Annotated in this window: 21 protein-coding genes; 11 read left to right on the forward strand and 10 right to left on the reverse strand. The window is 44.5% G+C overall.

From position 1 onward, the window contains the following. Window positions 1–52 precede the first annotated feature (52 nt). Window positions 53–334: a DUF1315 family protein gene (locus L0992_11270; protein ID XGB66297.1), complete on the reverse strand. Its 282-nt coding sequence runs from the start codon at window positions 332–334 to the stop codon at window positions 53–55. Between the two features lie 113 nt (window positions 335–447). Here L0992_11270 and L0992_11275 point away from each other — a divergent pair, with 113 nt between their 5' ends. After that, window positions 448–1,254 carry a DUF2989 domain-containing protein gene (locus tag L0992_11275; GenBank protein XGB68723.1) on the forward strand — a complete coding sequence of 269 codons (807 nt, stop codon included), beginning with the start codon at window positions 448–450 and terminating at the stop codon, window positions 1,252–1,254. Between the two features lie 150 nt (window positions 1,255–1,404). Here L0992_11275 and msrB read toward each other — a convergent pair whose 3' ends face one another. Continuing rightward, window positions 1,405–1,842: a peptide-methionine (R)-S-oxide reductase MsrB gene (gene msrB / locus L0992_11280; GenBank protein XGB68724.1), complete on the reverse strand. Its 438-nt coding sequence runs from the start codon at window positions 1,840–1,842 to the stop codon at window positions 1,405–1,407. Between the two features lie 319 nt (window positions 1,843–2,161). Here msrB and gap point away from each other — a divergent pair, with 319 nt between their 5' ends. From gap to L0992_11315, 7 genes are all read left to right on the forward strand, one after another. After that, complete coding sequence (gene gap / locus L0992_11285; protein ID XGB66298.1) at window positions 2,162–3,157, forward strand: type I glyceraldehyde-3-phosphate dehydrogenase; 996 nt, start codon at window positions 2,162–2,164, stop codon at window positions 3,155–3,157. A gap of 243 nt (window positions 3,158–3,400) precedes the next feature. After that, window positions 3,401–4,291 (forward strand): D-hexose-6-phosphate mutarotase, encoded by an 891-nt coding sequence (locus L0992_11290; GenBank protein XGB66299.1) that lies wholly within the window; start codon window positions 3,401–3,403, stop codon window positions 4,289–4,291. 297 nt (window positions 4,292–4,588) lie between these two features. Continuing rightward, complete coding sequence (locus L0992_11295) at window positions 4,589–6,625, forward strand: methyl-accepting chemotaxis protein (GenBank protein ID XGB66300.1); 2,037 nt, start codon at window positions 4,589–4,591, stop codon at window positions 6,623–6,625. A gap of 169 nt (window positions 6,626–6,794) precedes the next feature. Then, a complete protein-coding gene (rlmA, locus tag L0992_11300; protein ID XGB66301.1) occupies window positions 6,795–7,610 on the forward strand; it encodes a 23S rRNA (guanine(745)-N(1))-methyltransferase in 816 nt (271 codons plus the stop codon). Between the two features lie 75 nt (window positions 7,611–7,685). Next, on the forward strand, window positions 7,686–8,645 hold the full coding sequence (locus L0992_11305; protein ID XGB66302.1) for a ChaN family lipoprotein: 960 nt from the start codon (window positions 7,686–7,688) through the stop codon (window positions 8,643–8,645). A gap of 237 nt (window positions 8,646–8,882) precedes the next feature. Beyond that, window positions 8,883–9,236, forward strand: a complete 354-nt coding sequence (locus L0992_11310) for a hypothetical protein (GenBank protein XGB66303.1) — start codon at window positions 8,883–8,885, stop codon at window positions 9,234–9,236. Between the two features lie 172 nt (window positions 9,237–9,408). Beyond that, complete coding sequence (locus L0992_11315; GenBank protein ID XGB66304.1) at window positions 9,409–11,295, forward strand: BCCT family transporter; 1,887 nt, start codon at window positions 9,409–9,411, stop codon at window positions 11,293–11,295. Between the two features lie 105 nt (window positions 11,296–11,400). On the opposite strand, the gene L0992_11320 is transcribed toward L0992_11315, so the two are convergent. After that, window positions 11,401–11,838 (reverse strand): YcgN family cysteine cluster protein, encoded by a 438-nt coding sequence (locus tag L0992_11320; protein XGB66305.1) that lies wholly within the window; start codon window positions 11,836–11,838, stop codon window positions 11,401–11,403. A gap of 159 nt (window positions 11,839–11,997) precedes the next feature. Between L0992_11320 and L0992_11325 the strand changes: the two genes are divergently transcribed. Together L0992_11325 and aqpZ are read left to right on the forward strand one after the other, a co-directional pair. Further along, the gene (locus tag L0992_11325; GenBank protein XGB66306.1) at window positions 11,998–12,246 is read left to right on the forward strand and encodes a YkgJ family cysteine cluster protein; all 249 of its coding nucleotides are present in this window, start codon (window positions 11,998–12,000) and stop codon (window positions 12,244–12,246) included. Window positions 12,247–12,333: 87 nt separating this feature from the next. Further along, on the forward strand, window positions 12,334–13,023 hold the full coding sequence (aqpZ, locus tag L0992_11330; protein ID XGB66307.1) for an aquaporin Z: 690 nt from the start codon (window positions 12,334–12,336) through the stop codon (window positions 13,021–13,023). A 67-nt stretch (window positions 13,024–13,090) separates the two neighbouring features. On the opposite strand, the gene recR is transcribed toward aqpZ, so the two are convergent. The 7 genes from recR to L0992_11365 form a co-directional block, all read right to left on the reverse strand. Beyond that, window positions 13,091–13,690, reverse strand: a complete 600-nt coding sequence (gene recR / locus L0992_11335) for a recombination mediator RecR (GenBank protein XGB66308.1) — start codon at window positions 13,688–13,690, stop codon at window positions 13,091–13,093. Window positions 13,691–13,767: 77 nt separating this feature from the next. Next, complete coding sequence (locus L0992_11340; GenBank protein XGB66309.1) at window positions 13,768–14,097, reverse strand: YbaB/EbfC family nucleoid-associated protein; 330 nt, start codon at window positions 14,095–14,097, stop codon at window positions 13,768–13,770. A gap of 153 nt (window positions 14,098–14,250) precedes the next feature. Further along, a complete protein-coding gene (dnaX, locus tag L0992_11345) occupies window positions 14,251–16,479 on the reverse strand; it encodes a DNA polymerase III subunit gamma/tau (GenBank protein XGB66310.1) in 2,229 nt (742 codons plus the stop codon). Between the two features lie 18 nt (window positions 16,480–16,497). Then, the gene (gene apt / locus L0992_11350) at window positions 16,498–17,043 is read right to left on the reverse strand and encodes an adenine phosphoribosyltransferase (GenBank protein XGB66311.1); all 546 of its coding nucleotides are present in this window, start codon (window positions 17,041–17,043) and stop codon (window positions 16,498–16,500) included. Between the two features lie 161 nt (window positions 17,044–17,204). Beyond that, window positions 17,205–17,576, reverse strand: coding sequence for a YbaN family protein (locus tag L0992_11355; GenBank protein ID XGB68725.1), 372 nt, complete (start codon window positions 17,574–17,576; stop codon window positions 17,205–17,207). Between the two features lie 74 nt (window positions 17,577–17,650). Beyond that, a complete protein-coding gene (locus L0992_11360; protein ID XGB66312.1) occupies window positions 17,651–17,788 on the reverse strand; it encodes a hypothetical protein in 138 nt (45 codons plus the stop codon). A 148-nt stretch (window positions 17,789–17,936) separates the two neighbouring features. Continuing rightward, on the reverse strand, window positions 17,937–19,040 hold the full coding sequence (locus tag L0992_11365) for a response regulator (protein ID XGB66313.1): 1,104 nt from the start codon (window positions 19,038–19,040) through the stop codon (window positions 17,937–17,939). 228 nt (window positions 19,041–19,268) lie between these two features. On the opposite strand from L0992_11365, the gene L0992_11370 reads away from it, so the two are divergent. Next, on the forward strand, window positions 19,269–20,144 hold the full coding sequence (locus L0992_11370; protein XGB66314.1) for a LysR family transcriptional regulator: 876 nt from the start codon (window positions 19,269–19,271) through the stop codon (window positions 20,142–20,144). Window positions 20,145–20,191: the final 47 nt, after the last annotated feature.

Consider the following 20,191-nt stretch of genomic DNA (forward strand, 5'->3'; position numbering starts at 1 on the left):
GCTTAACAGCAAAAGGGGTGGCACATTGCCACCCCTTTGTTGTAATTTAAGCTTAATGATTCGGGTTAACCCTAACAATATCTTCTTGGTCTGACTTAAACTGTTTCTTGAGTTCAGACTTAGATTTAAAGCTAATCTCACCACCAGCTGCAATTGTCATGTGCTGAGCTTCAGAGTTATGTTTAGATTGGTACAACATAACCGCTTGCATACACGAGTCGCGCTGTTCTTTTGAGAGCGCCGTACCTTCTGGCCATTTACCCGTCTCAACTGCGTAAGTTAAACGTTCGTAGACCTCGGGTGTCATTGCGCTAAGAAGTTGTTCTGCATCCATGGTAGAGCCTTAGTTTTAACAATTTTCACCAGAAAATAACCCGTAACAGAATTGAGTCAAGAACCTGACCGAAAATAAGTGTATTTGATCACAAGTGAAGGAATATGAAAATTATGAAATGGTTGGCGATGAGCCTATTGCCTTTCACTCTGGTTGGGTGTCTTGAAGGGAACAAAAACACCGATCAACTATGCCAAAGTAACCCGGGGCTGCAGTGCGAACAATTGAACATGAACGATGGGCAATGTCGTGTCGCACGTACCGACCTAATCTGGCATCGCTTTGAAGTTCAAAAGCAACCTACCGAAATCAACAAGATTAAAGAATTCAAGTTAGTCACAGCTTATAAAAAGTGCCTAGAGCTTGCCGCACAGATCGAAACGATTGACCAATCTAAACTGCAAGAACGCCGCTTTACTTCTTTAATGCACAGTATTGAAGAGTCTGAACGCATTGTTGAAGAGCTCGCTCAATCAGACACGCCTGAAACACTCTACTTCCTGTGGTCGCAAACTGGCGATACCAACGCGAGACGCAGTTTCTTACAGTTAGAAGGAACAGAGGCATTAAACACGGCAGATATGCAATACGCCCTAGCCACCTTCTATACCACCAGAGATCATACTAAAACACTTAAGCTGCTTAATAATGCCTTAACTTTGTCGAGCAACTCAGCCGTTAATACTGAGATCTTTAAGTCGATGGCCAGCATCAACCATAGTTTGGGTCATATGGAAAAAGCGTATGTCTGGGCGATGGTTGCCAAAGAGTTTGATGTACCAATTGCATCAGAAGCGGAACTGGCCGTTCTCTATCGTTTTGAAGATTCAAAATACAAACAGTTAAATAAAGACGCCGACAAAATTGTCGAAGCTATTGAAGATGGGATCTACAGCCCAGCGATCGTCCCGAGTTATTGATCGCACCGTCTATATAGATAAAAAAACAGCTACCATCATGGTAGCTGTTTTTATTTGTACTAGAGTTAACTCTGAATTCTGAAGTCTTGGGCAATTCAGTCTTAGTCGATCGGCAAATGCGACCTGTAAGGATTAAACAATAGTTACAAGTTATTTCGTACTTTTGTCATTTTTGTTGAAAATTAACGACACCGAATTAACACAGAAACGCTCACCGGTTGTCTTCGGTCCATCAGGAAAAACGTGACCTAAATGGCTATCACAAGCGGTACAACGGATCTCTACACGCTTCATTCCGTGACTTAGATCCTCTATATAGCGCACTGCTTCGTCATTCACTGGTGCATCAAAGCTAGGCCAACCGCACCCAGAGTCGTATTTGTTGTCCGACAGAAACAAAGGGCTTTCGCAGCATGTGCAGCTATAGACACCTGTGTCTTGGTTGTGCAGTAACTTACCGCTATAAGGGGCTTCAGTACCACGTTGACGACACACTGCAAACTCGTCGTCTGATAGGCGTTCACGCCAGTATTCATCAGGCTTTATCATATTTTCTCCCTTTTGAATCACGTTAATATCTCTCCACATTCTCATTTATTATATTTACTTTTTTCTATAAAGGCTTGCATATGAGTCGTTTTGTAGCACATACTTTCTCACTAGAAAACATTGTACATATACACTCATAAGTGAATCATCATTTAGGGGTATTTTACCCAACTGGAAGGGTACAGAGCCACTCGCAATGGTCAATTTTCAACCACTTACACCCAATTGTTAAGAAAAGCGTCGCTTTTTTTTGACATTAAACAAGTTAAGTCGGATTATCTATTGCAGATGTATACTGGATTCTGTAATTTTACTACCAGTTATCTTTAATCAGAAATTAAGTTGTGGAGCAACTACAATGACTATCAAAGTAGGTATTAATGGTTTTGGCCGTATCGGTCGTTTCGTATTCCGTGCAGCGCAAGAGCGCAATGACATCGAAGTTGTTGGTATCAACGACCTTATCGACGTTGAATACATGGCATACATGCTTAAGTACGACTCAACTCACGGCCGTTTCAACGGTACTGTTGAAGTTGAAGGCGGTAACCTAATCGTTAACGGTAAAACTGTACGTGTTACAGCTGAGCGTAACCCAGAAGAACTTAAGTGGGACGCAATCAACGTAGACGTTGTTGCTGAAGCTACTGGTCTTTTCCTAACTGACGAGACTGCACGTAAGCACATCACTGCTGGTGCTAAGAAAGTTGTTCTTACTGGTCCTTCTAAAGATGCAACTCCAATGTTCGTAATGGGCGTTAACCAAGCATCTTACGCTGGTCAAGACATCGTTTCTAACGCTTCTTGTACTACTAACTGTCTTGCACCTATCGCTAAAGTACTTAACGATAAGTGGGGCATTGAGTCTGGTCTTATGACTACAGTTCACGCTACTACAGCAACTCAAAAAACTGTAGATGGCCCTTCTGCTAAAGACTGGCGCGGTGGCCGTGGTGCTTCTCAAAACATCATCCCATCTTCAACTGGTGCTGCTAAAGCTGTAGGCGTTGTTCTTCCAGAACTAAACGGCCTTCTAACTGGTATGGCTTTCCGTGTACCAACTGCTAACGTATCTGTAGTTGACCTAACAGTTAACCTAAAAGAAGCTGCATCTTACGAAGAAATTTGTGCTGCAATGAAAGAAGCTTCTGAAGGCGAAATGGCTGGCGTTCTAGGTTACACAGAAGACCAAGTTGTTTCTCAAGACTTCATCGGCGAAACTCAAACTTCAGTATTCGATGCTAAAGCTGGTGTTGCTCTAACTGACAAATTCGTTAAAGTTGTATCTTGGTACGACAACGAAATCGGTTACTCAAACAAAGTTCTAGACCTAATCGCTCACATCTCTAAGTAATTTCTTTTTAGAAATAGCTTTAGATAAGCATTAGCGAAGACTGCTTTGAGCAGACTTTGAAAAAGGCGACCTTAGTGTCGCCTTTTTAATACCTGCTATCTTTTAAACCGCGTCTCTCTAAGTTCATCGAGATAGCCCAAACGCAAAATTCAATTCTAATACTGACTCTTGCTTGTTACCCATAAAAGCACAAGCACCGTTCTAGTCAGCATTTGAATTCAATTTCCTTAGAAGGATCATGTAATGGATTTATCAACTCTACCTGCACTGGCTGTACTTTCTGACAACGTCACTATCGTTGAACACGAAGGTGTAAAACTGGTTCGCGTTATCCACGATAAAGCAAACGCAGCGATTTCACTGTTTGGCGGCCATGTTGTGTCGTTCCAACCACAAGGCCAAGAAGACCTGATTTGGATGAGCCAACAAGCTAAGTTTGATGGCAAAACAGCACTGCGCGGTGGTATTCCAGTATGTTGGCCTTGGTTTGGCCGCATTGCAGCTCCTGCACATGGCTTTGCTCGCACAAGCGAATGGCAATTAGTTGAGCACCGCGAAAGCGAAGCTGGTGTGATTGTAAGCTTAGGTCTAAAGCCTAGTGAAGAGACGCTGGCAGTATGGCCTCATCAGTTTGATGCTCGCCTAAATGTTGAGATTGGCGATGAGCTGAAGGTAACATTAGATGTGAAGAACACAGATTCTCAACCATGGACTTTCTCTGGCGCGCTACACACTTACCTCAACGTTGGCGATATCTACAATACAACGACCACAGGTATGGGCGCTGAGTACATTGATAGCCTACAAGGTGGCAAGATCTGCCAAGGTGGAGCTGAGCTTGTGCTAACCGATACGATTGACCGTGTTTACACTCAGCCAGAAGCGCAAATCTTTGTTGCCGACAAAAAGCTGGATCGTACTCTAACGGTTGAAAACCACGGCCATAACTCTGCAGTACTGTGGAACCCGTGGGCGGAAGGCGCTACTAGTATGGGCGACATGCAAGACGACGGTTACCTAACCATGCTATGTGTTGAATCAACACTGCACGCACCAAGCCTAGAAGCAGGCAAAACGCTACAGCCAGGCGAAAGCCACCAGCTGATTACGGTGATCTCTTCAAACGAGGCTTAAAAATAAGCTTCTAAGTAATCTAGTTCGAAACAAAAATGCAGCCATATTGGCTGCATTTTTTTATCCGTCTAATCTCGCTCACACCTAAGCAACTGAATCTTTTCACAGAAATAGAATCCTCTTCTGTTCAAATCAACGCCAGCTTACGATTTATTCGTTTAATTTATAAATATAACTATTAATTCATTAATTCTTATCAATTACTGCCGATAAATAAGTTTCTATGATAGAAAACTCAATAACAAATTTAACTAAAACCACTTAACAGCACCTCAATGAAGACAGGATAGTGAATTCATGCTCGAGAAATACAAAAATCAAAGTGTTGGCTTCCAACTTAAGTTGGTCATTTTATTGTGCTTGCTTATCGCCTTTAGCTCGATAGCGACCCTCGTTTATCGTAACGCCTCACAGGTACTTTTAGAGAACACATTAAAGGAGCATCAATCAAAAGTAGAAGCGATGGCCAAAACCATATCCGGCCAATTTGACGCCTACCTGCATACCGCCAAAGTTTTAGAATCTACCTTTCGCAACGGTTACTTAGCAGGTGTTTACGTAGAAAACTATGATGTTGAGTTTAGCGGTCACTCCATACCAAACATGACTCAATATGGTGAGAGCCTGATCAACGATACCAAACTGGTGGATAGCTTTACCCGAGACACAGGAGCCGTTGCTACCCTATTTGCCCCATTTGGTGACGATTTTATCCGCGTATCTACCTCTCTAAAAAAACCTTCAGGCGAGCGTGTAGTTGCCACAACTCTCGGCAAAGATCATCCCGGTTACAGCAAACTGAAAAGTGGCCAACCATACTACGCTCAAGTAAAACTTTTTGGCCAACGCTACATTACCTATTACGCGCCTCTTATGAACGCGCAAGGTAAGGTCAATGGTGTATCCTTCATCGGCTTACCGGTCGAGGAAGCAACACAAAGCCTATTTGAATCTTTACGCTCGGTATCATGGGGCGATACTGGTTACACCATCATTGTTGATAATGAGCAAGAGCACCAAGGTCAATACTTACTGCACCCTACTCACGCTGGCGGCGGTAAATCGATAATTGATGTAGCTGACTACGACGGCAATAAACCTTTCTATCAGATATTCGAACAATCATCTGGATTGATTCGATACCCATATAAATTCCAAGAAACGGTTGGTGAAAAGTACCTGGTATATACCGAAGTTCCAGGTTGGGACTGGAAACTACTTGGCGGTACATTCATTAAGGAAGTGACTAAGGGCAGTGACGATCTGCTAAAACTTATCGCGATCATTTCGGCCTTGATTGCCGCCGCGACAATCGTAGCGTTAACCTTCGTATTGAATCGCACGCTCACGCCACTAACGACTCTAAACGAATACATGCTTCGATTAGGTAAAGGTGAAGTCAGCCTGCACATTCCAAACACCGGCAAGCAAACTAAAAACGAGATCAGCAACCTTAATACTGGCGTTGCAACTATGGCAGCTCAGCTGAACACCCTAGTAGGCGAGATTCGCGCGACCAGCGATCAAGTCCAAAACAGCTCGAGCAGTGTGTCACAAGATGCCAGCCACAACTTAACGCAGTCTGACCGCCAACAGGCGCAAGTGGAACAAGTGGTGACAGCAATCGAAGAGATGGCGACCTCTGCGGAATCCGTAGCACAGCAAGTCAATAGCATTGCTGAAAACGTTCGCCTTGCCAATGAAGACAGTCAACAAGGTCTAGAGGTGGTTGAGGGAGTCTGTATCGATGTTGCTCAGTTAAATGACCAACTCGATAAATCTGCATCTGCCATCGAGCAAGTAAGTGCAGACAGCGAAAGCATACAAACCGTCACTAAGATGATCGACGATATCGCCGAGCAAACTAACCTGTTAGCGCTAAACGCGGCTATTGAAGCCGCACGTGCAGGTGAACAAGGTCGAGGCTTCGCTGTTGTTGCTGACGAAGTAAGAACACTCGCTCATCGTACTCAAACATCAGTACAAGACGTCGTAAGCATCATCGAGAAGCTAAAGTCTTCAACCAACAATGCAGTGAACTTGATGACACAAAGCCAATCAAATGCCAACCAAGTACTCGATAAAGCGCAAGAAGCGGGTACGGCACTGGAGTCTATTGCTTCTCAAGTTGAGTCGATCGCTTCTCAAGCTGAAACGATTGCTGCTACATCAGAAGAGCAAGCTCAGGTTTCTCAAGAAATTGCGGCAAACGCGCATGCGATAAGCGACCTCAACCAACAGAGTCGGGAAACCAGCGCTCAGACTTCTCGCAGTGCTGATGAACTTCAAAAGCAAGCGGAGTCGTTGAAAAATCAAGTGAACTTCTTTAGCTAATTTTTAATAGACGTTCCATTAAGCAATTCACTATGTATCAATAGAGCCAACCATCGTTGGCTCTATCTCTTCATGAATTATCACTAGCTAAGACAACTGCGTTTATTCTAGCGCCCCACTATGCTTCCTGTTAAAATTTTGGACTTGAAATTTCTACCTCGAGTTCGCAATGACTTACCAATGCCCTTTGTGTCACCAACCTTTATCTCAACACGATCGTACGTTTAAGTGTGAAAAGAACCATCAGTTTGACCTAGCGAAAGAAGGCTATGTCAATTTGATGCCTGCACACCACAAGCGATCAAAAGATCCAGGTGACAACAAAGAGATGATGCAGGCACGTCGTCGCTTCCTTGAAGGGAACCATTACGATCCAATGCGCCAAGCAGTCGTTGGCTTATGCTCTAGCTACCTACCAGACACGGAGCCTAGCCTGTTGGATATTGGCTGTGGCGAAGGGTATTACACCAACGAAATTGCGTTGAATCTTCAAGATAATAACGGTGCGATTTTTGGCTTAGACATTTCTAAGATTGCTATCAAATACGCCGCTAAGCGCTACCCTGCTGTCGACTTCTCTGTTGCCTCTAGCCATCGCCTACCCTTTGCTGAAAACAGCTTAGACGGAATCCTGCGCATTTACGCGCCATGCAAGGCTGAAGAGCTGCAACGTACCATCAAAGACAATGGTGTCGTGATCACCGTGACACCAGCCAGTCGACACCTATACCAACTGCGTGATGCTATTTATGATGGCGTTCGCTTGCATGACGAAGATCCAGAAGTGATCGAAGGTTTTACGCTTGAGCACCAAGAACAACTAAACTATATGATGGAACTATCGGGGTCAGATGCATTCGACCTACTACAGATGACGCCGTTTGCTTGGAAAGCGACTGAGGAGTTTAAACAACAACTCACCGAAGCTGAGCAATTCAACTGTGAAGCGGACTTTATGTTGAGAGTGTATCGCAAACAGATTTAACTGATATTGATTATCGTTTGCATTGAAATGTCATCTTGCCTCCTTTAATATGCGTGTTCTTCAAGGAGGCATTTCATGCAACGTATTATTCTTATCGGATTAGCGACCCTGCTTACGGCTTGTGCTAATCAACCTTCAAACAGCACTTCTCAACAAGTGGCTAACACGCAAACGGAAACCGTTTCCACATTCTATGATTACCAGTTTGCTTCTCCACAAGGTGAAACGCTTTCTCTCAATGCTTTACCCGAGCAGCTGATTGACGCCGATGTAGTTCTGATTGGCGAATGGCACACTCACTCAGCAATCCATCGTTTCCAAACCGACTTCTTAAAAGCGCGCCGCAACGCAACATCAAACATTGCGCTTTCAATGGAACAATTCACTCGAGAACATCAAGACACGCTAAACCAATACTTAAACGGTGAAATTGGTGAGCAAGTGCTTATCTCCAAGGCAGCTGCTTGGCCAAATTACGAAAGTGATTACCGCGCACTGGTTGAGTTTGCTAAAGCGAATGATTTAGATGTTATCGCAGCAAACGCTCCAAAGCCTTTCGTTCAGTGTATTGGACGTAAGGGATTGCCTTACCTAGAGCAGCTTTCTTCAGAACAACGAAATTGGGTTGCGACTGAGGTTAATATTGGCGATAGCCCTTACAAAGAAAAGTTCATGGCTTCCATGCATCACGGTACGCCAGAGCAAACAGAAAAGCAGTTTGCCGCTCAGATAACGTGGGATGAGACCATGGCTGAATCAATCGTTGATTACCTAGCATCGAACCCAGATAAACAAGTAATTCATGTCGCAGGCAAGTTCCACACAGAAGGTGGTTTAGGCACGGCGGCTTCGATTCTACGTCGTAACCCGGATCTAAAAGTAGCAGTTATCAGCCCAGTTGCTGAGTTCTCATCGGATACGACGGATTACCAACTAAAAGTGCTTTCTCCACCGGCGCGCTTTGTTCAGAAAGAGAATCGAATGAAAGCATACAAGCACCTATCTAAGCGTGGCGCCGATCTTAAGTGCGATTAAACTCGCGAGTCAGACTTAAGCGTATTTAAGTTTAAGTCTGACACCTTAAGAGTTTGCTCAAAAACGCTCCAAGACAAATATAAATATCGGCATAGGAATTGCTTAAATACCAAGCAGTTTTGATTAAGCAGAAGAAAATATAATGTGCGAATAAAAAACATCACTATCGATGATTAATTGCACAAGTTTTTCACACCTCTGCCGATACTATATTTAAGGATAGGTAAGGAGAGCGATATGACGCCAGTAGGAACGAGTAACACTCAGCTGTATTCACCTTCGCAAATGAACACACAAACCAAGAGTACCGAAGCTGAAAAGCCCGCCCCTCTTAAGGTTGAGAAAAATACCGTTAAGCTCTCTGATGAGGGCAAAGCCCTATTATCTGCTCTTAAAGAAATCGATAAAGAAGCGAAGAAAATCGAAGCGGAAAACGAAACCGTGACCGATAAGGTTGAGTCATTTGCTCACGGCGCACTAGGAATGGATCACCCTGATAAGATTGAAGAAGAAGACGATGGTTCTTATTCAGCAGGGCAATACCTGTCCGCAGCGGCAACCGTTGGTGGCATTCTTCTCGCTCTGATATAACGTTACCCTCACTCTACACTATTCCTTCCACTGCCCTCTTTTGCATTGGCACCTCATGCCTTGCCTATTACTCTTTGCCAAAAGCAATTTGTCGTCACGACAATAGACCCGATTTGTTCTAAAAAACGAGTTCACTTCATAATTCCTCTCTCATTTTAATGGAATAATACTCGTGAAAAACACTTTTGAGCTTATTGATAAGCCAACCTTCTTTGGTGCTATTGCACTCCTACTCACGATAGTTTTCCCGCTCATTTTGTTCCCAACTCAGGGCGCAGACTGGATTGCGGTTGCGAAAACATTCATGACTGATCAACTAGGATTTCTATATCTTGCGCTAGGTCTCGCGGCTTGTGCATTTATGGTTTACGTTGTGTTCAGTGATATGGGACAGATTAAACTAGGCGAAGCTGACGAAGAGCCTGAATTCAAAACTGCATCATGGGCAGCAATGCTATTTTGTGGTGGTATCGGTGCAAGTATCCTGTACTGGGGCTGTATTGAGTGGGCTTACTACTACCAATCACCTCCTTTCCAACTAGAGCCGGGCAGTGAAGAAGCAGTTCGTTGGGCGGCTACTTACGGTTTGTTTCACTGGGGGCCAATTGCTTGGTCTATCTACCTGATCCCTGCAATTCCTATTGCTTACTTTTTCTACGTACGTAAACAGCCTGTTCTAAAAATCTCTAGCGCGTTAATGCCAGTTCTTGGTGAGCACCGCAGTAAAGGCGTACCTGGAAAAATCGTCGATATCCTTTTCATTTTCGGTCTACTTGGCGGCGCAGCAACAACATTAGGTTTAGCCGCTCCTCTTATTACTGAAGGCCTGAATCACCTATTCGGTCTACCTAAAAACAACCTAACGCAAGTGATGGTGCTTTTAGTTTGTACTGCGATTTTTGCTTACTCTTCTTATGCTGGATTGGAAAAAGGCATCAAGATCCTAAGTAATATCAACTTCTGGGGTGCGATGGGTCTGTTGGTTTTCGTACTGATTGCGGGTCCAACTATCTTCATGCTTGAGACCGGCCTAGATTCAATTGGTCGTCTACTGTCTAACTTCTTCGTGATGGCGACATGGGCGGAACCATTTGGTGGCTACGGTACATTTGAAAACACCCACTTCCCGCAAGACTGGACGATTTTCTACTGGGCATGGTGGCTAGTATTTGCACCGAGTATGGGTCTGTTTGTTGCACGTATTTCTCGCGGCAGAACCATTAAACAAATGGTGTCAGGTTCTATCTTCTTCGGTTCACTAGGTTGTTTCTTATTCTTCATGATTCTAGGTAACTACGGCTTATCACTACAGCTTTCTGGTGAGCTAGATGTGGTTGCTATCCTGAATGCAGAAGGCGCAACTAAGGCTATCTTCTCGATGCTAGCGCAGTTGCCAATGAGCACTCTAGTTATCGCAGTATTCACTCTGCTTTGTATCATCTTTACAGCAACGACGTTTGACTCGATCTCATACATCCTTGCGTCTGTGGTTCAAAACAATGTGACTGAAGAACCGATGCGTTGGAACCGTATGTTCTGGGCATTCACTCTGTCGTTCTTACCAACGATTCTGATGTTCTTGGGTGGCTTGAGTACGCTACAAACCGCAGCAATTGTTGGTGGTTTACCGTTATTGGCTATCTCTGTGATGCTGATGATCTCTGCAGTTCGTGCAACTAACCTCGACCTGCGCCATCAAGACGCGTACATCGAACCAACGATTAACATCGAAGAACTGCCAGACATGGATCCATGGTCTGCAGAAGGTATGGCGTTGGCTCAGTTTGAAAAAGAAAGAGATGCAGCACAAGAAGCTGCAGAACTTGAGCGTGTTGCTTACACAGAACTTGCCGCAGTGAAGAAAGAGATTCGCGCTTATGTGTTAGAGCAAGGTTCACAAATGGAAACTCACGAGTTACCAGAGAACCTACAACAAGCACTTGAGCAGGCCGAGAGTAATCTTAGTGCCGCACAAGCGAAAAAGATCGAGTTATCTGAGCAAGCTCAGAATGCTCGTATCACGTTCAATCAGGTGGTTGCAGACTTACCGCTTGCTTGACATTAGCCATGACGCAGTCCATTGATTTGGACCCTCCTAAATACGACAAAGGCTCACAGAAATGTGAGCCTTTTTTTATTCAGGTCATTTGCTACTAATCAGCGACTAACGGTTCGGGTGGTTTAAGATGTGATCTTCCCAATCGACAACATCAATTTCGTAAACCACTTTATTACGAACACTTTCACCTGCTGCATGCATCTCTGTTTTTGATCCAGTGATCAATGGGTGCCATTCTGGAATCGGCTTAGATTCTGATAGCAGTCGATAAGCACACGTATCTGGCAGCCAATGGAACTCGTCGATTTTGTCACGAGTTAGCTTCAGACATTCTTCACCTGAAGTGAAACGGTTTGGGTAGTCCTTACAAGAACACGTTTTGTCGTTCAGCCAGCTACACGCCACATTGGTGTAGTAAACTTCATCGCTATCTTCATCCATAAGCTTATGCAGGCAACACTTACCACAACCATCGCACAGAGATTCCCACTCTTGCTCGGACATCTGCTCTAGTGTTTTTTCTTGCCAAAATGGATTCGTCATAGGATTACTTCTTACTCTTTTACTGGGGTGCGTGTTATACCGCTAGCCCATAAAAAGTTCAAGGATAATAATTGTTCATTCTTTGATCCAATCAATAGCTGTCACTGCCATTATTTTTTGCTACTATCGCGCACCCTGTTATTTAGTGAGTTTAATTTGATGGAATGTCGCCTAGGTTGTGGAGCATGCTGTATCGCTCCGAGTATTACATCTGCTATTCCTGGAATGCAAAATGGTAAACCTGCTGGTGTGCGCTGCATTCAGTTAAACGAACAGAATCTTTGTAAGCTGTTTGGTCAAGACTCACGTCCTAAAGTGTGTCATCAATTCAAAGCTTGCCCTGTTATTTGCGGCAAAACCGATCAAGAAGCACTCGATAACCTGATTGAGTTAGAAGCAATTACCTAAGATTTTTTTTCAAAATGCCAAAGATTTTACAACTTTGATAAATCTAAACTATCTTATTGATACTGGTACAGATTAATAAGGATCGTTATGAATAGGTATATCGCAGAAATGTTTGGTACGTTTTGGTTGGTGTTAGGTGGTTGTGGTAGTGCCGTCTTAGCCGCCGCTTTTCCCGATGTTGGCATTGGCCTGCTTGGAGTCTCTCTTGCCTTTGGTTTAACCGTGCTCACCATGGCATTTGCTATTGGGCATATATCCGGTTGTCACCTTAACCCAGCTGTCACTATTGGCCTCTGGACGGGTGGTCGTTTTGATGCCAAAGATGTTGTCCCTTACATCATTGCTCAAGTACTCGGCGGTATTATTGCCGGCGGCGTATTGTTTGTCATTGCCTCGGGCCAAGCTGGTTTTGATGCCGTTTCATCAGGTTTCGCTTCGAATGGTTTTGGAGAGCACTCTCCCGGTGGTTATTCACTAACTGCAGCTCTGGTTTGTGAGGTTGTGATGACCATGGTATTCCTATTCGTGATTATGGGCGCGACGGATTCAAAAGCACCTGCTGGGTTTGCTCCTATCGCAATCGGTCTCTGTTTAACCTTAATCCACCTTATCAGTATCCCTGTAACAAATACGTCTGTGAACCCCGCTCGAAGTACTGGCGTGGCTGTGTTTGTTGGTGATTGGGCTGTTTCGCAACTATGGCTATTCTGGGTTGCTCCAATCATTGGTGCCGTGATTGGCGCGATGATATACAAAGCAGTGAGAGGGTCAGATTAAGCTCGAAAAAAACGTCTAAAGCAATAAAAGAAAAAGCCGCTTGGTGAATCATCACCAAGCGGCTTTTTTAGATCTTATGACGACCGAGTAATGAGTGCGAAAGCGTGGTGCCATCCACCAGCTCTAGCTCACCACCAACGGGAACACCATGAGCAATACGGCTTGCGTTCACTTCATGGGCATTACATAGCTCAGCAATGTAGTGCGCTGTTGCTTCCCCTTCAACTGTCGGGTTGGTCGCTAGGATTACTTCAGAGATATCACCACGTCGTAAGCGGTAGTCCAGCACATCGAGACCTATATCACTTGGACCAATACCATCAAGTGGTGAAAGGTGACCCATAAGAACAAAGTAACGACCAGAATATTGGCCAGTTGCTTCGATAGCTGCAATGTCTGCAGGGCTCTCTACTACACAGATTTGACCATTTTCCTGACGTTTAGGATTGGTACAAATGTGGCAAGTATCTTCTTCAGTAAAAGTACGGCACTCATTACAGTGACCAATTTCGGTCATTGCTTGGCTAAGAGCTTCAGCCAACTGTAGGCCGCCTTTTCTATCGCGCTGTAACAAATGAAAGGCCATACGCTGCGCCGACTTGGGGCCAACCCCAGGTAGACAACGTAAGGCCTCCATCAAATGCTCCAGCATATGACTGGTACGCATATTTAACCGTTCTAATTTTCAAGTAACGATTTACTCAAGACAAACCGCAGCTTGAATAAACCTTTAGAAATAGTTTCTTAGAAAGGCATCTTCATACCTGGTGGAAGTTGCATTCCGCCAGTTACGCTAGCCATTTTCTCTTTTTGAGTTTCTTCAACGCGACGAGCCGCATCGTTGAAAGCAGCAGCGATAAGATCTTCAAGCATCTCTTTATCGTCTTCCATTAGGCTTTCATCGATATCAACACGGCGAACGCTGTGGCTACCAGTGATCGTTACTTTTACAAGGCCAGCACCTGACTCACCTGTAACTTCCATATTTGCGATTTCTTCTTGAAGCTTTTGCATGCGCTCTTGCATTTGCTGGGCTTGCTTCATCATGTTGCCCATACCGCCTTTACCAAACATGTTAATACTCTCTGGTCTAATTGGTTTATTAAAAATTAATTAAGCTATACGAGCTTAAATGGGGGTTAAAACAGTGTGATTCAACCCCTCGATGTTCAGTTCTCAGATTTGCTTATCTGGGATGATACGCCGGTCACTAAACAAGAAAACGTTCTAGATAGGACGAACGCTGTCTCTGTCGAGTTCAGCGGCAAAACGTCTTTCAATGAACTGTACGTTGGCATCGTTTTCTAAAGCGGTAAACGCGTCTTTCAACTTATCTTGATACAATCGTTCTCGTAATTCTAGCGGCGTTTCTCCACCATCACCGATTTCAACACTCAAATGACACTCTTCCCCAAGCACAGTATTGAGAGACTGCAATAGCTCACTCTGTGCACGGTCCGTATTCAAGTGAGCTTGGCTCGCTCTTAACGTTAAAGTGATTGATGTGTCGTTTTTAGCAAACACTGAGTTCAATGCTAACTGTTCAACAAGCTTGGCTGTCTCTAGCTTTTGAATCGTGGCGGACCATTCATCTTGAGCAATCGACTCTTGAAGCAATTTGTCGACCATTTCTGGTGTCTTAATATGTTCTAACGCACGCTTGATCTGAGTCGGTGTAAGCTCTTTGCTCACCTCTTTCACTACAGGTTTAGACGGTTTCCAGCGATAAGGTTCATTATCGTTGGTCACATTTTCTGTCGAAGAGGATGATAAAGAAGCTTGCGACACCCGCTCAGAACCACCGTGTTGCTGAGCAACTCGATCAAGAACTGAAGTTTTAGCAGGTGTCGCTTTAGCCTTTTTTGGCGCCGAGCCTTTGTTTTCTGTTGCCGAACTGCCTCTACGTTGAGAACGCAATTGGTGGCGTAAACCACTGACAGGCGAAGCCGGACGTTCTGATTGTCCTTGCGGAGCAGAAGGTGCAGCGCTTGGCTGTTGAACCGGACTCTGGTTTTGATAATTCGTTTGTTGCTGCTGAGGCTGCTCTGCACCGTAGCTTGGACGCTCATCATAAGCAGGAGGCGCGTCATATTGGCTATGCGGGTAATCCTGTTCTGGATAACCTTGGTTGCCTGAGTGATCAGCGTAACCTTGCGAACCTGAATACTGTGCTGGATTCTGCTGCGGAGCCTGTTGCACGGGTTGCTGCTGCATAGACTGCTGTTGAGGCGCCTGTTGTTGTATCTGAGGCTGTCTCGGAGCTGCCATTGGCGCAGATTGGCTCACAGGTTGAGCAACGCTCTGAACTTGAGCTGCTGGCGCTGGCACTGGGTTTGCCGACTGAGTCGAGATTGCCGTAGCAACTGCTTGTTCAGCTGGTCTAAATGCCAACATGCGTAAAACCACCATCTCAATACCAACTCGAGCGGTTGGCGACAATGGTAAGTCTTCACGACCTTTCAACACGATCTGGTAGTAGAGTTGAATGTCTTGTGGGCTAAGCGCTTTGCTCAGTAGTTCAAGCTTCTCTGCGTCAGGCTGTGCCTTATCTAATGTAGATGGCAGAGCTTGGAACATCGCAAGACGATGCAGTTGGGCCGCAAGCTGATTCAGCAAACCATCCCACTCAACACCGTTCTCAGCAAGGCTTTGGATACACGCCATCGCTTGCTGTGGCTGCTTACTGCTAATTGCTTCAAGCAAGTGGATAGCTTGGTCGGTATCCAGTGTTCCGAGCATGTGAGCAACAGTATCTGTTACGACATTGCCATTACCCAATGCGATAGCTTGGTCAGTAAGGCTTAGCGCATCACGCATACTGCCATCAGCAGCATGAGCAATCATTCCAAGCGCACGAGACTCAGACGTCACATCTTCTTGTTCAAGAATATGATCGAGCTGCTCGTGAATATTATCAACGCTGATCGGCTTAAGATGGAACTGCAGACAACGCGACAGAATCGTCACAGGAAGCTTTTGTGGATCAGTCGTTGCGAGCAAGAATTTCACATACTCAGGCGGCTCTTCTAACGTCTTTAGAAGCGCGTTGAAACTGTGCCTAGAAAGCATGTGTACTTCATCGATAAGGTAAACCTTGAAGCGACCACGTGCCGGCTTGTACTGAACATTGTCCAGAAGCTCGCGGGTATCTTCTACCTTTGTACGTGATGCCGCATCGATCTCTAGCAGGTCAACAAAGCGACCTTCATCGATCTCTTTACAGGTTGCACATTCACCACAAGGGGTTGAGGTAATGCCTGTTTCACAGTTGAGTCCCTTAGCAAACAAACGGCCGATGGTTGTTTTACCAACACCTCGTGTACCGCTGAACAGGTATGCATGGTGCAACCTATTCTGGCTAAGGGCATTCTCTAATGCTGTTAAAACATGGGCTTGACCAACCACTTCTTTGAATTTGGTTGGTCGCCATTTTCGCGCTAACGCAAGATAGCTCATGAATAATTCCGAAAAGGATTAGTGACCGTCGAATTCGCAGATGCTAAACACTTCTAGACCTAAGCCTTGTAAGCGCTTGTCACCACCGATTTCTGGAAGGTTAATAACAAATGCAGCGTGTTCTACCACACCACCTAGCTGACGAATCAACTTTGTTGTTGCTTCAATCGTACCGCCCGTTGCTAGCAAATCATCAACCATCAACACTTTATCGCCTTCAACGATAGCGTCAGTATGGATTTCTAGCGTATCTGTGCCGTACTCAAGCTCATAAGATTGTGCCACAGTTTCACGAGGCAGTTTGCCCGGTTTACGAACAGGGATGAAGCCAACACCTAGCTCTAGTGCCAAAGGCGCACCAAATAAGAAACCACGAGCTTCAGTGCCAACGATCTTAGTAAAGCCCATGTCCTTATATGTTTCCGCTAGCAGGTCGATTGTCGCTTTATAAGCGGCTGGGTCTTCCATCAAGCTTGTTACGTCACGGAACAAAATACCCGCTTTAGGGTAATCAGGAATGCTTTTGATACTTGCTTTGATCAGAGAGATTTTTTCTGTGTTCATAATCTTATGCACTTCATTAGGCCGCTTTCCAAACTCTCGTTAACGAATCAAACATCAACGCTTGGAATTAAGGAAAGGTACGATTGGTATTCATTGCAACGAGAGTCATAACCCTGATTGCTGAAATAATAAACGCCCGCTATAACAGCAGGCACATTGGCTTAATGGTAGTGATTTTCTTTGCTGTCAGCAACCAACTCATGGGTTGGAAGTCGCATAAACCATGTGAGAAGAATAACAAGTACACAAATTAGGAAAGCCTTGACCCAAATGATAGGGGCAAAGTAGATGGATAATGCAAAACTCAACAAGATAAAGAATACGCCGCGCGCTTTAACTTGTTTGGTGACGGCACCGTGTTGGTACCAATTGTTCAGTAAAGGACCCAGCGTTTTATGCTCGTGCATCCATTTATGAACTTTCGGATTACTTCGCATGAAGCATGCGCTAGCAAGAAGGAGAAAAGGAGTGGTTGGCAGAACAGGTAAAACTATCCCTAGAACTGCGAGAAATATGCAAAGGCCACCAGCTATATTCAGGCTTAAAACTCGAACGCTAATTGTGGCCTCCTTGAGTCAGCTATCACCAATCGGCAATGACAGCTTAACTAGAATGTTGCGTAACCATTGAATACACGGATCAACGTAAGTGTTGCTGGTAGCAATGGAATCATTAAAAATGCGGCTAAAAATCCTAAAAAGTAGAATACATTAAACGGGTCTTGAAAGTCTTTGTTATCTGCCATGATTGCTTCTTGTTTTTGTTAGTAAAGGTAAGTATCTGGCGAACCAAACCCGCTTTGCTAAATCGACATTTAACAAAAAAGGCATAGCCACACCATTTGCGCAACTATACCTTAATCAATTATTCACAAAAACCGAGGAAATATAGGGTTAATCGGTAGACCCTTGATGTATGTCTAAACTAAAACTCGCTGCTCCAAGCAGACTTAATGAAAGTTGGCAGCCTTGCTCAATCGGCAAGTCTCTCGTAATGAAATTCTTCTTACAGTTTTCGCCTAAGCGCTCACCTGCGGCAATGTGTTGATTCATCTCACCATTCGACCAACGTCCATCTAAACCCGCCGGCAAAATAGAGATGGTACCCTCGGCAAGATTGGCGACACCAAACAAAGCATTAACGGGCGTGGCACATTTCGAACACTCGATCCCCTTCTCTAGAATCTCCGCGATATCTTTGAGATCAACATTAAAATCTTTTCGATTTCTTATGTAATCGTGGAATAAGGCTCTCACCAGCAGTGTTGACGCTGAACTGCCATTATCAGAAGAAGACGAATCGACGAGGTAAAAGGCAAATTGCCCATTCATCATCCAAGCGTAATCAAACACGAGAGGCATCATCTCTGTTGATTGCAGCAGTCGGTAACTACAACGCCATGAGCCTTGTCTTGTGTCTTTTTCAGGGAGCAAGGCATGCAGTAAGTCTTTTGCCGCGCTCGGGTTATCTTGTAGGTAATTAAGATGCCAATGCAGCTCTTGGTCTTCGGGGATCTCTCCTCCGTCATCCACACAGAACCATTGGCTTGAAAAATCTCGTTGGTCTGAAATATTGTCGAATGAATCTTTTAGCGTATTCGCTATCGCACTTCCTAAGTGACCGTGATCCTCTAGAGGTTTTGCCAAAAAGTCTTTAATACCAAATCGCAATGCTTTTGCCACATCAGACATGTCGTCGGTAGCAGACACGACGATCATAGGCAGTGACGGATATTCTAAACTGAGCTCTTCTACAAGCTCGATGCCATCCAGGATCGGCATTGATAAGTCACACACAATTAAATCTGGTGCTGAGTCTCTAAGTTTCTGCAGAGCGTCCAGCCCATTTTCAGCCTCAACCACTTTATAACCAATCTTGTCTAAATACGCGCTGGTTATACGGCGAAAAATAGGATCATCATCAACCAACATTACGCATTTTTGGTTAATTACTTCCTGAGCCGAGGTCATTACTGGCTGACTGTGAGTTTTGTACATAATCTATAACCTCACAAAACTAAGTCGAATTATTATTGTTATCTGTTCTAAGAACTAATATAAAACTTAGTAATAAAATGCTAAATACACAAATTTGCACTCTTTACTGGTAATTCGTGACGAGGGTTGGAATACTTGTAAATAATGCAACGAGTTGACGTAACGCAAACATTGATCTCACTGTTACGTATAAATTAGATGAGATTGTAAACAAATGTGTCTGGATTTATGAAATTAGATGATTTAAACCTCTTTCGACTCGTCGTTGAAAATGGGAGCTACACCGCAACATCGCGCAAGACTATGATTCCGGTTGCGACCATTACACGACGCATCCAAGCCTTAGAAGACTCACTGAACCTGAGGCTTCTCAATAGACACGCGCGTAAACTCTCTTTAACAGAGGCTGGCGAACGTTTTTTCAATGAATGCTCTCCGCTATTACAACGTCTGTCTTCTACTGCAGAAGAGCTCACGGACGTGTGTAAAGGAGCTTCCGGTAAGATTCGTATTACGGCACCCTCCAACCTGACCAAGCGCATGATGATGCCAATGTTCAGCGACTTCATGACTCAATACCCTGATATCAATATTGAGTTGATGATGAACAACCAAGCCGATCAGCTTGATCCAACCGAGTGGGACGTAATTTTCCGCGTAGGCCCACAACGTGACTCAAGCCTAATCGCAAGAAAGATCAGTGAAGTAAAAGATATTCTTATTGCTAGCCCTGACTACTTAGCGAAGAACCCGGCACCAAGCCACGCTGAAGAGCTGGCTAACCATTCTCTTCTAAAAGGCTACCCACTGATTAAGTGGCAGCTGAGCAATTCGAATGAAGAGACGGTGGTGAACAGCGAGAAAGGTCGTTTCAATGCGAACGCGCTAAATGTTGTGAGACAAGCGTGTTCTGAAGGTCTAGGTATCACCCTGATGCCTGACGTGATGATTCGTGAATACATTGAAGATGGCAGCTTAGTGCAAGTCCTAGAAGACTGGAGCGCTAACCCTCGTGATATTTACATGCTTTATAACCACAAAGACCACCTGCCAGAGAAAGTTAGATTGTTTATTGATTTTGTGATCGCGTACCACATTCATTAGATTAATCCCCTATCCCAAAAACAAAAAAACCAGAGCCAATGCTCTGG

The organism is Vibrio pomeroyi (assembly GCA_041879425.1).
Classification (GTDB): domain Bacteria; phylum Pseudomonadota; class Gammaproteobacteria; order Enterobacterales; family Vibrionaceae; genus Vibrio; species Vibrio pomeroyi_A.

Excerpts from the sequence above, each read along its gene's own strand:
- L0992_11270 (XGB66297.1), bottom strand. The coding sequence starts at position 334 with ATGGATGCAGAACAACTTCTTAGCGCAATGACACCCGAGGTCTACGAA.
- L0992_11275 (XGB68723.1), top strand. The coding sequence starts at position 448 with ATGAAATGGTTGGCGATGAGCCTATTGCCTTTCACTCTGGTTGGGTGT.
- msrB (XGB68724.1), bottom strand. The coding sequence starts at position 1,842 with ATGTGGAGAGATATTAACGTGATTCAAAAGGGAGAAAATATGATAAAG.
- gap (XGB66298.1), top strand. The coding sequence starts at position 2,162 with ATGACTATCAAAGTAGGTATTAATGGTTTTGGCCGTATCGGTCGTTTC.
- L0992_11290 (XGB66299.1), top strand. The coding sequence starts at position 3,401 with ATGGATTTATCAACTCTACCTGCACTGGCTGTACTTTCTGACAACGTC.
- L0992_11295 (XGB66300.1), top strand. The coding sequence starts at position 4,589 with ATGCTCGAGAAATACAAAAATCAAAGTGTTGGCTTCCAACTTAAGTTG.
- rlmA (XGB66301.1), top strand. The coding sequence starts at position 6,795 with ATGACTTACCAATGCCCTTTGTGTCACCAACCTTTATCTCAACACGAT.
- L0992_11305 (XGB66302.1), top strand. The coding sequence starts at position 7,686 with ATGCAACGTATTATTCTTATCGGATTAGCGACCCTGCTTACGGCTTGT.
- L0992_11310 (XGB66303.1), top strand. The coding sequence starts at position 8,883 with ATGACGCCAGTAGGAACGAGTAACACTCAGCTGTATTCACCTTCGCAA.
- L0992_11320 (XGB66305.1), bottom strand. The coding sequence starts at position 11,838 with ATGACGAATCCATTTTGGCAAGAAAAAACACTAGAGCAGATGTCCGAG.
- L0992_11325 (XGB66306.1), top strand. The coding sequence starts at position 11,998 with ATGGAATGTCGCCTAGGTTGTGGAGCATGCTGTATCGCTCCGAGTATT.
- aqpZ (XGB66307.1), top strand. The coding sequence starts at position 12,334 with ATGAATAGGTATATCGCAGAAATGTTTGGTACGTTTTGGTTGGTGTTA.
- recR (XGB66308.1), bottom strand. The coding sequence starts at position 13,690 with ATGCGTACCAGTCATATGCTGGAGCATTTGATGGAGGCCTTACGTTGT.
- L0992_11340 (XGB66309.1), bottom strand. The coding sequence starts at position 14,097 with ATGTTTGGTAAAGGCGGTATGGGCAACATGATGAAGCAAGCCCAGCAA.
- dnaX (XGB66310.1), bottom strand. The coding sequence starts at position 16,479 with ATGAGCTATCTTGCGTTAGCGCGAAAATGGCGACCAACCAAATTCAAA.
- apt (XGB66311.1), bottom strand. The coding sequence starts at position 17,043 with ATGAACACAGAAAAAATCTCTCTGATCAAAGCAAGTATCAAAAGCATT.
- L0992_11360 (XGB66312.1), bottom strand. The coding sequence starts at position 17,788 with ATGGCAGATAACAAAGACTTTCAAGACCCGTTTAATGTATTCTACTTT.
- L0992_11365 (XGB66313.1), bottom strand. The coding sequence starts at position 19,040 with ATGTACAAAACTCACAGTCAGCCAGTAATGACCTCGGCTCAGGAAGTA.
- L0992_11370 (XGB66314.1), top strand. The coding sequence starts at position 19,269 with ATGAAATTAGATGATTTAAACCTCTTTCGACTCGTCGTTGAAAATGGG.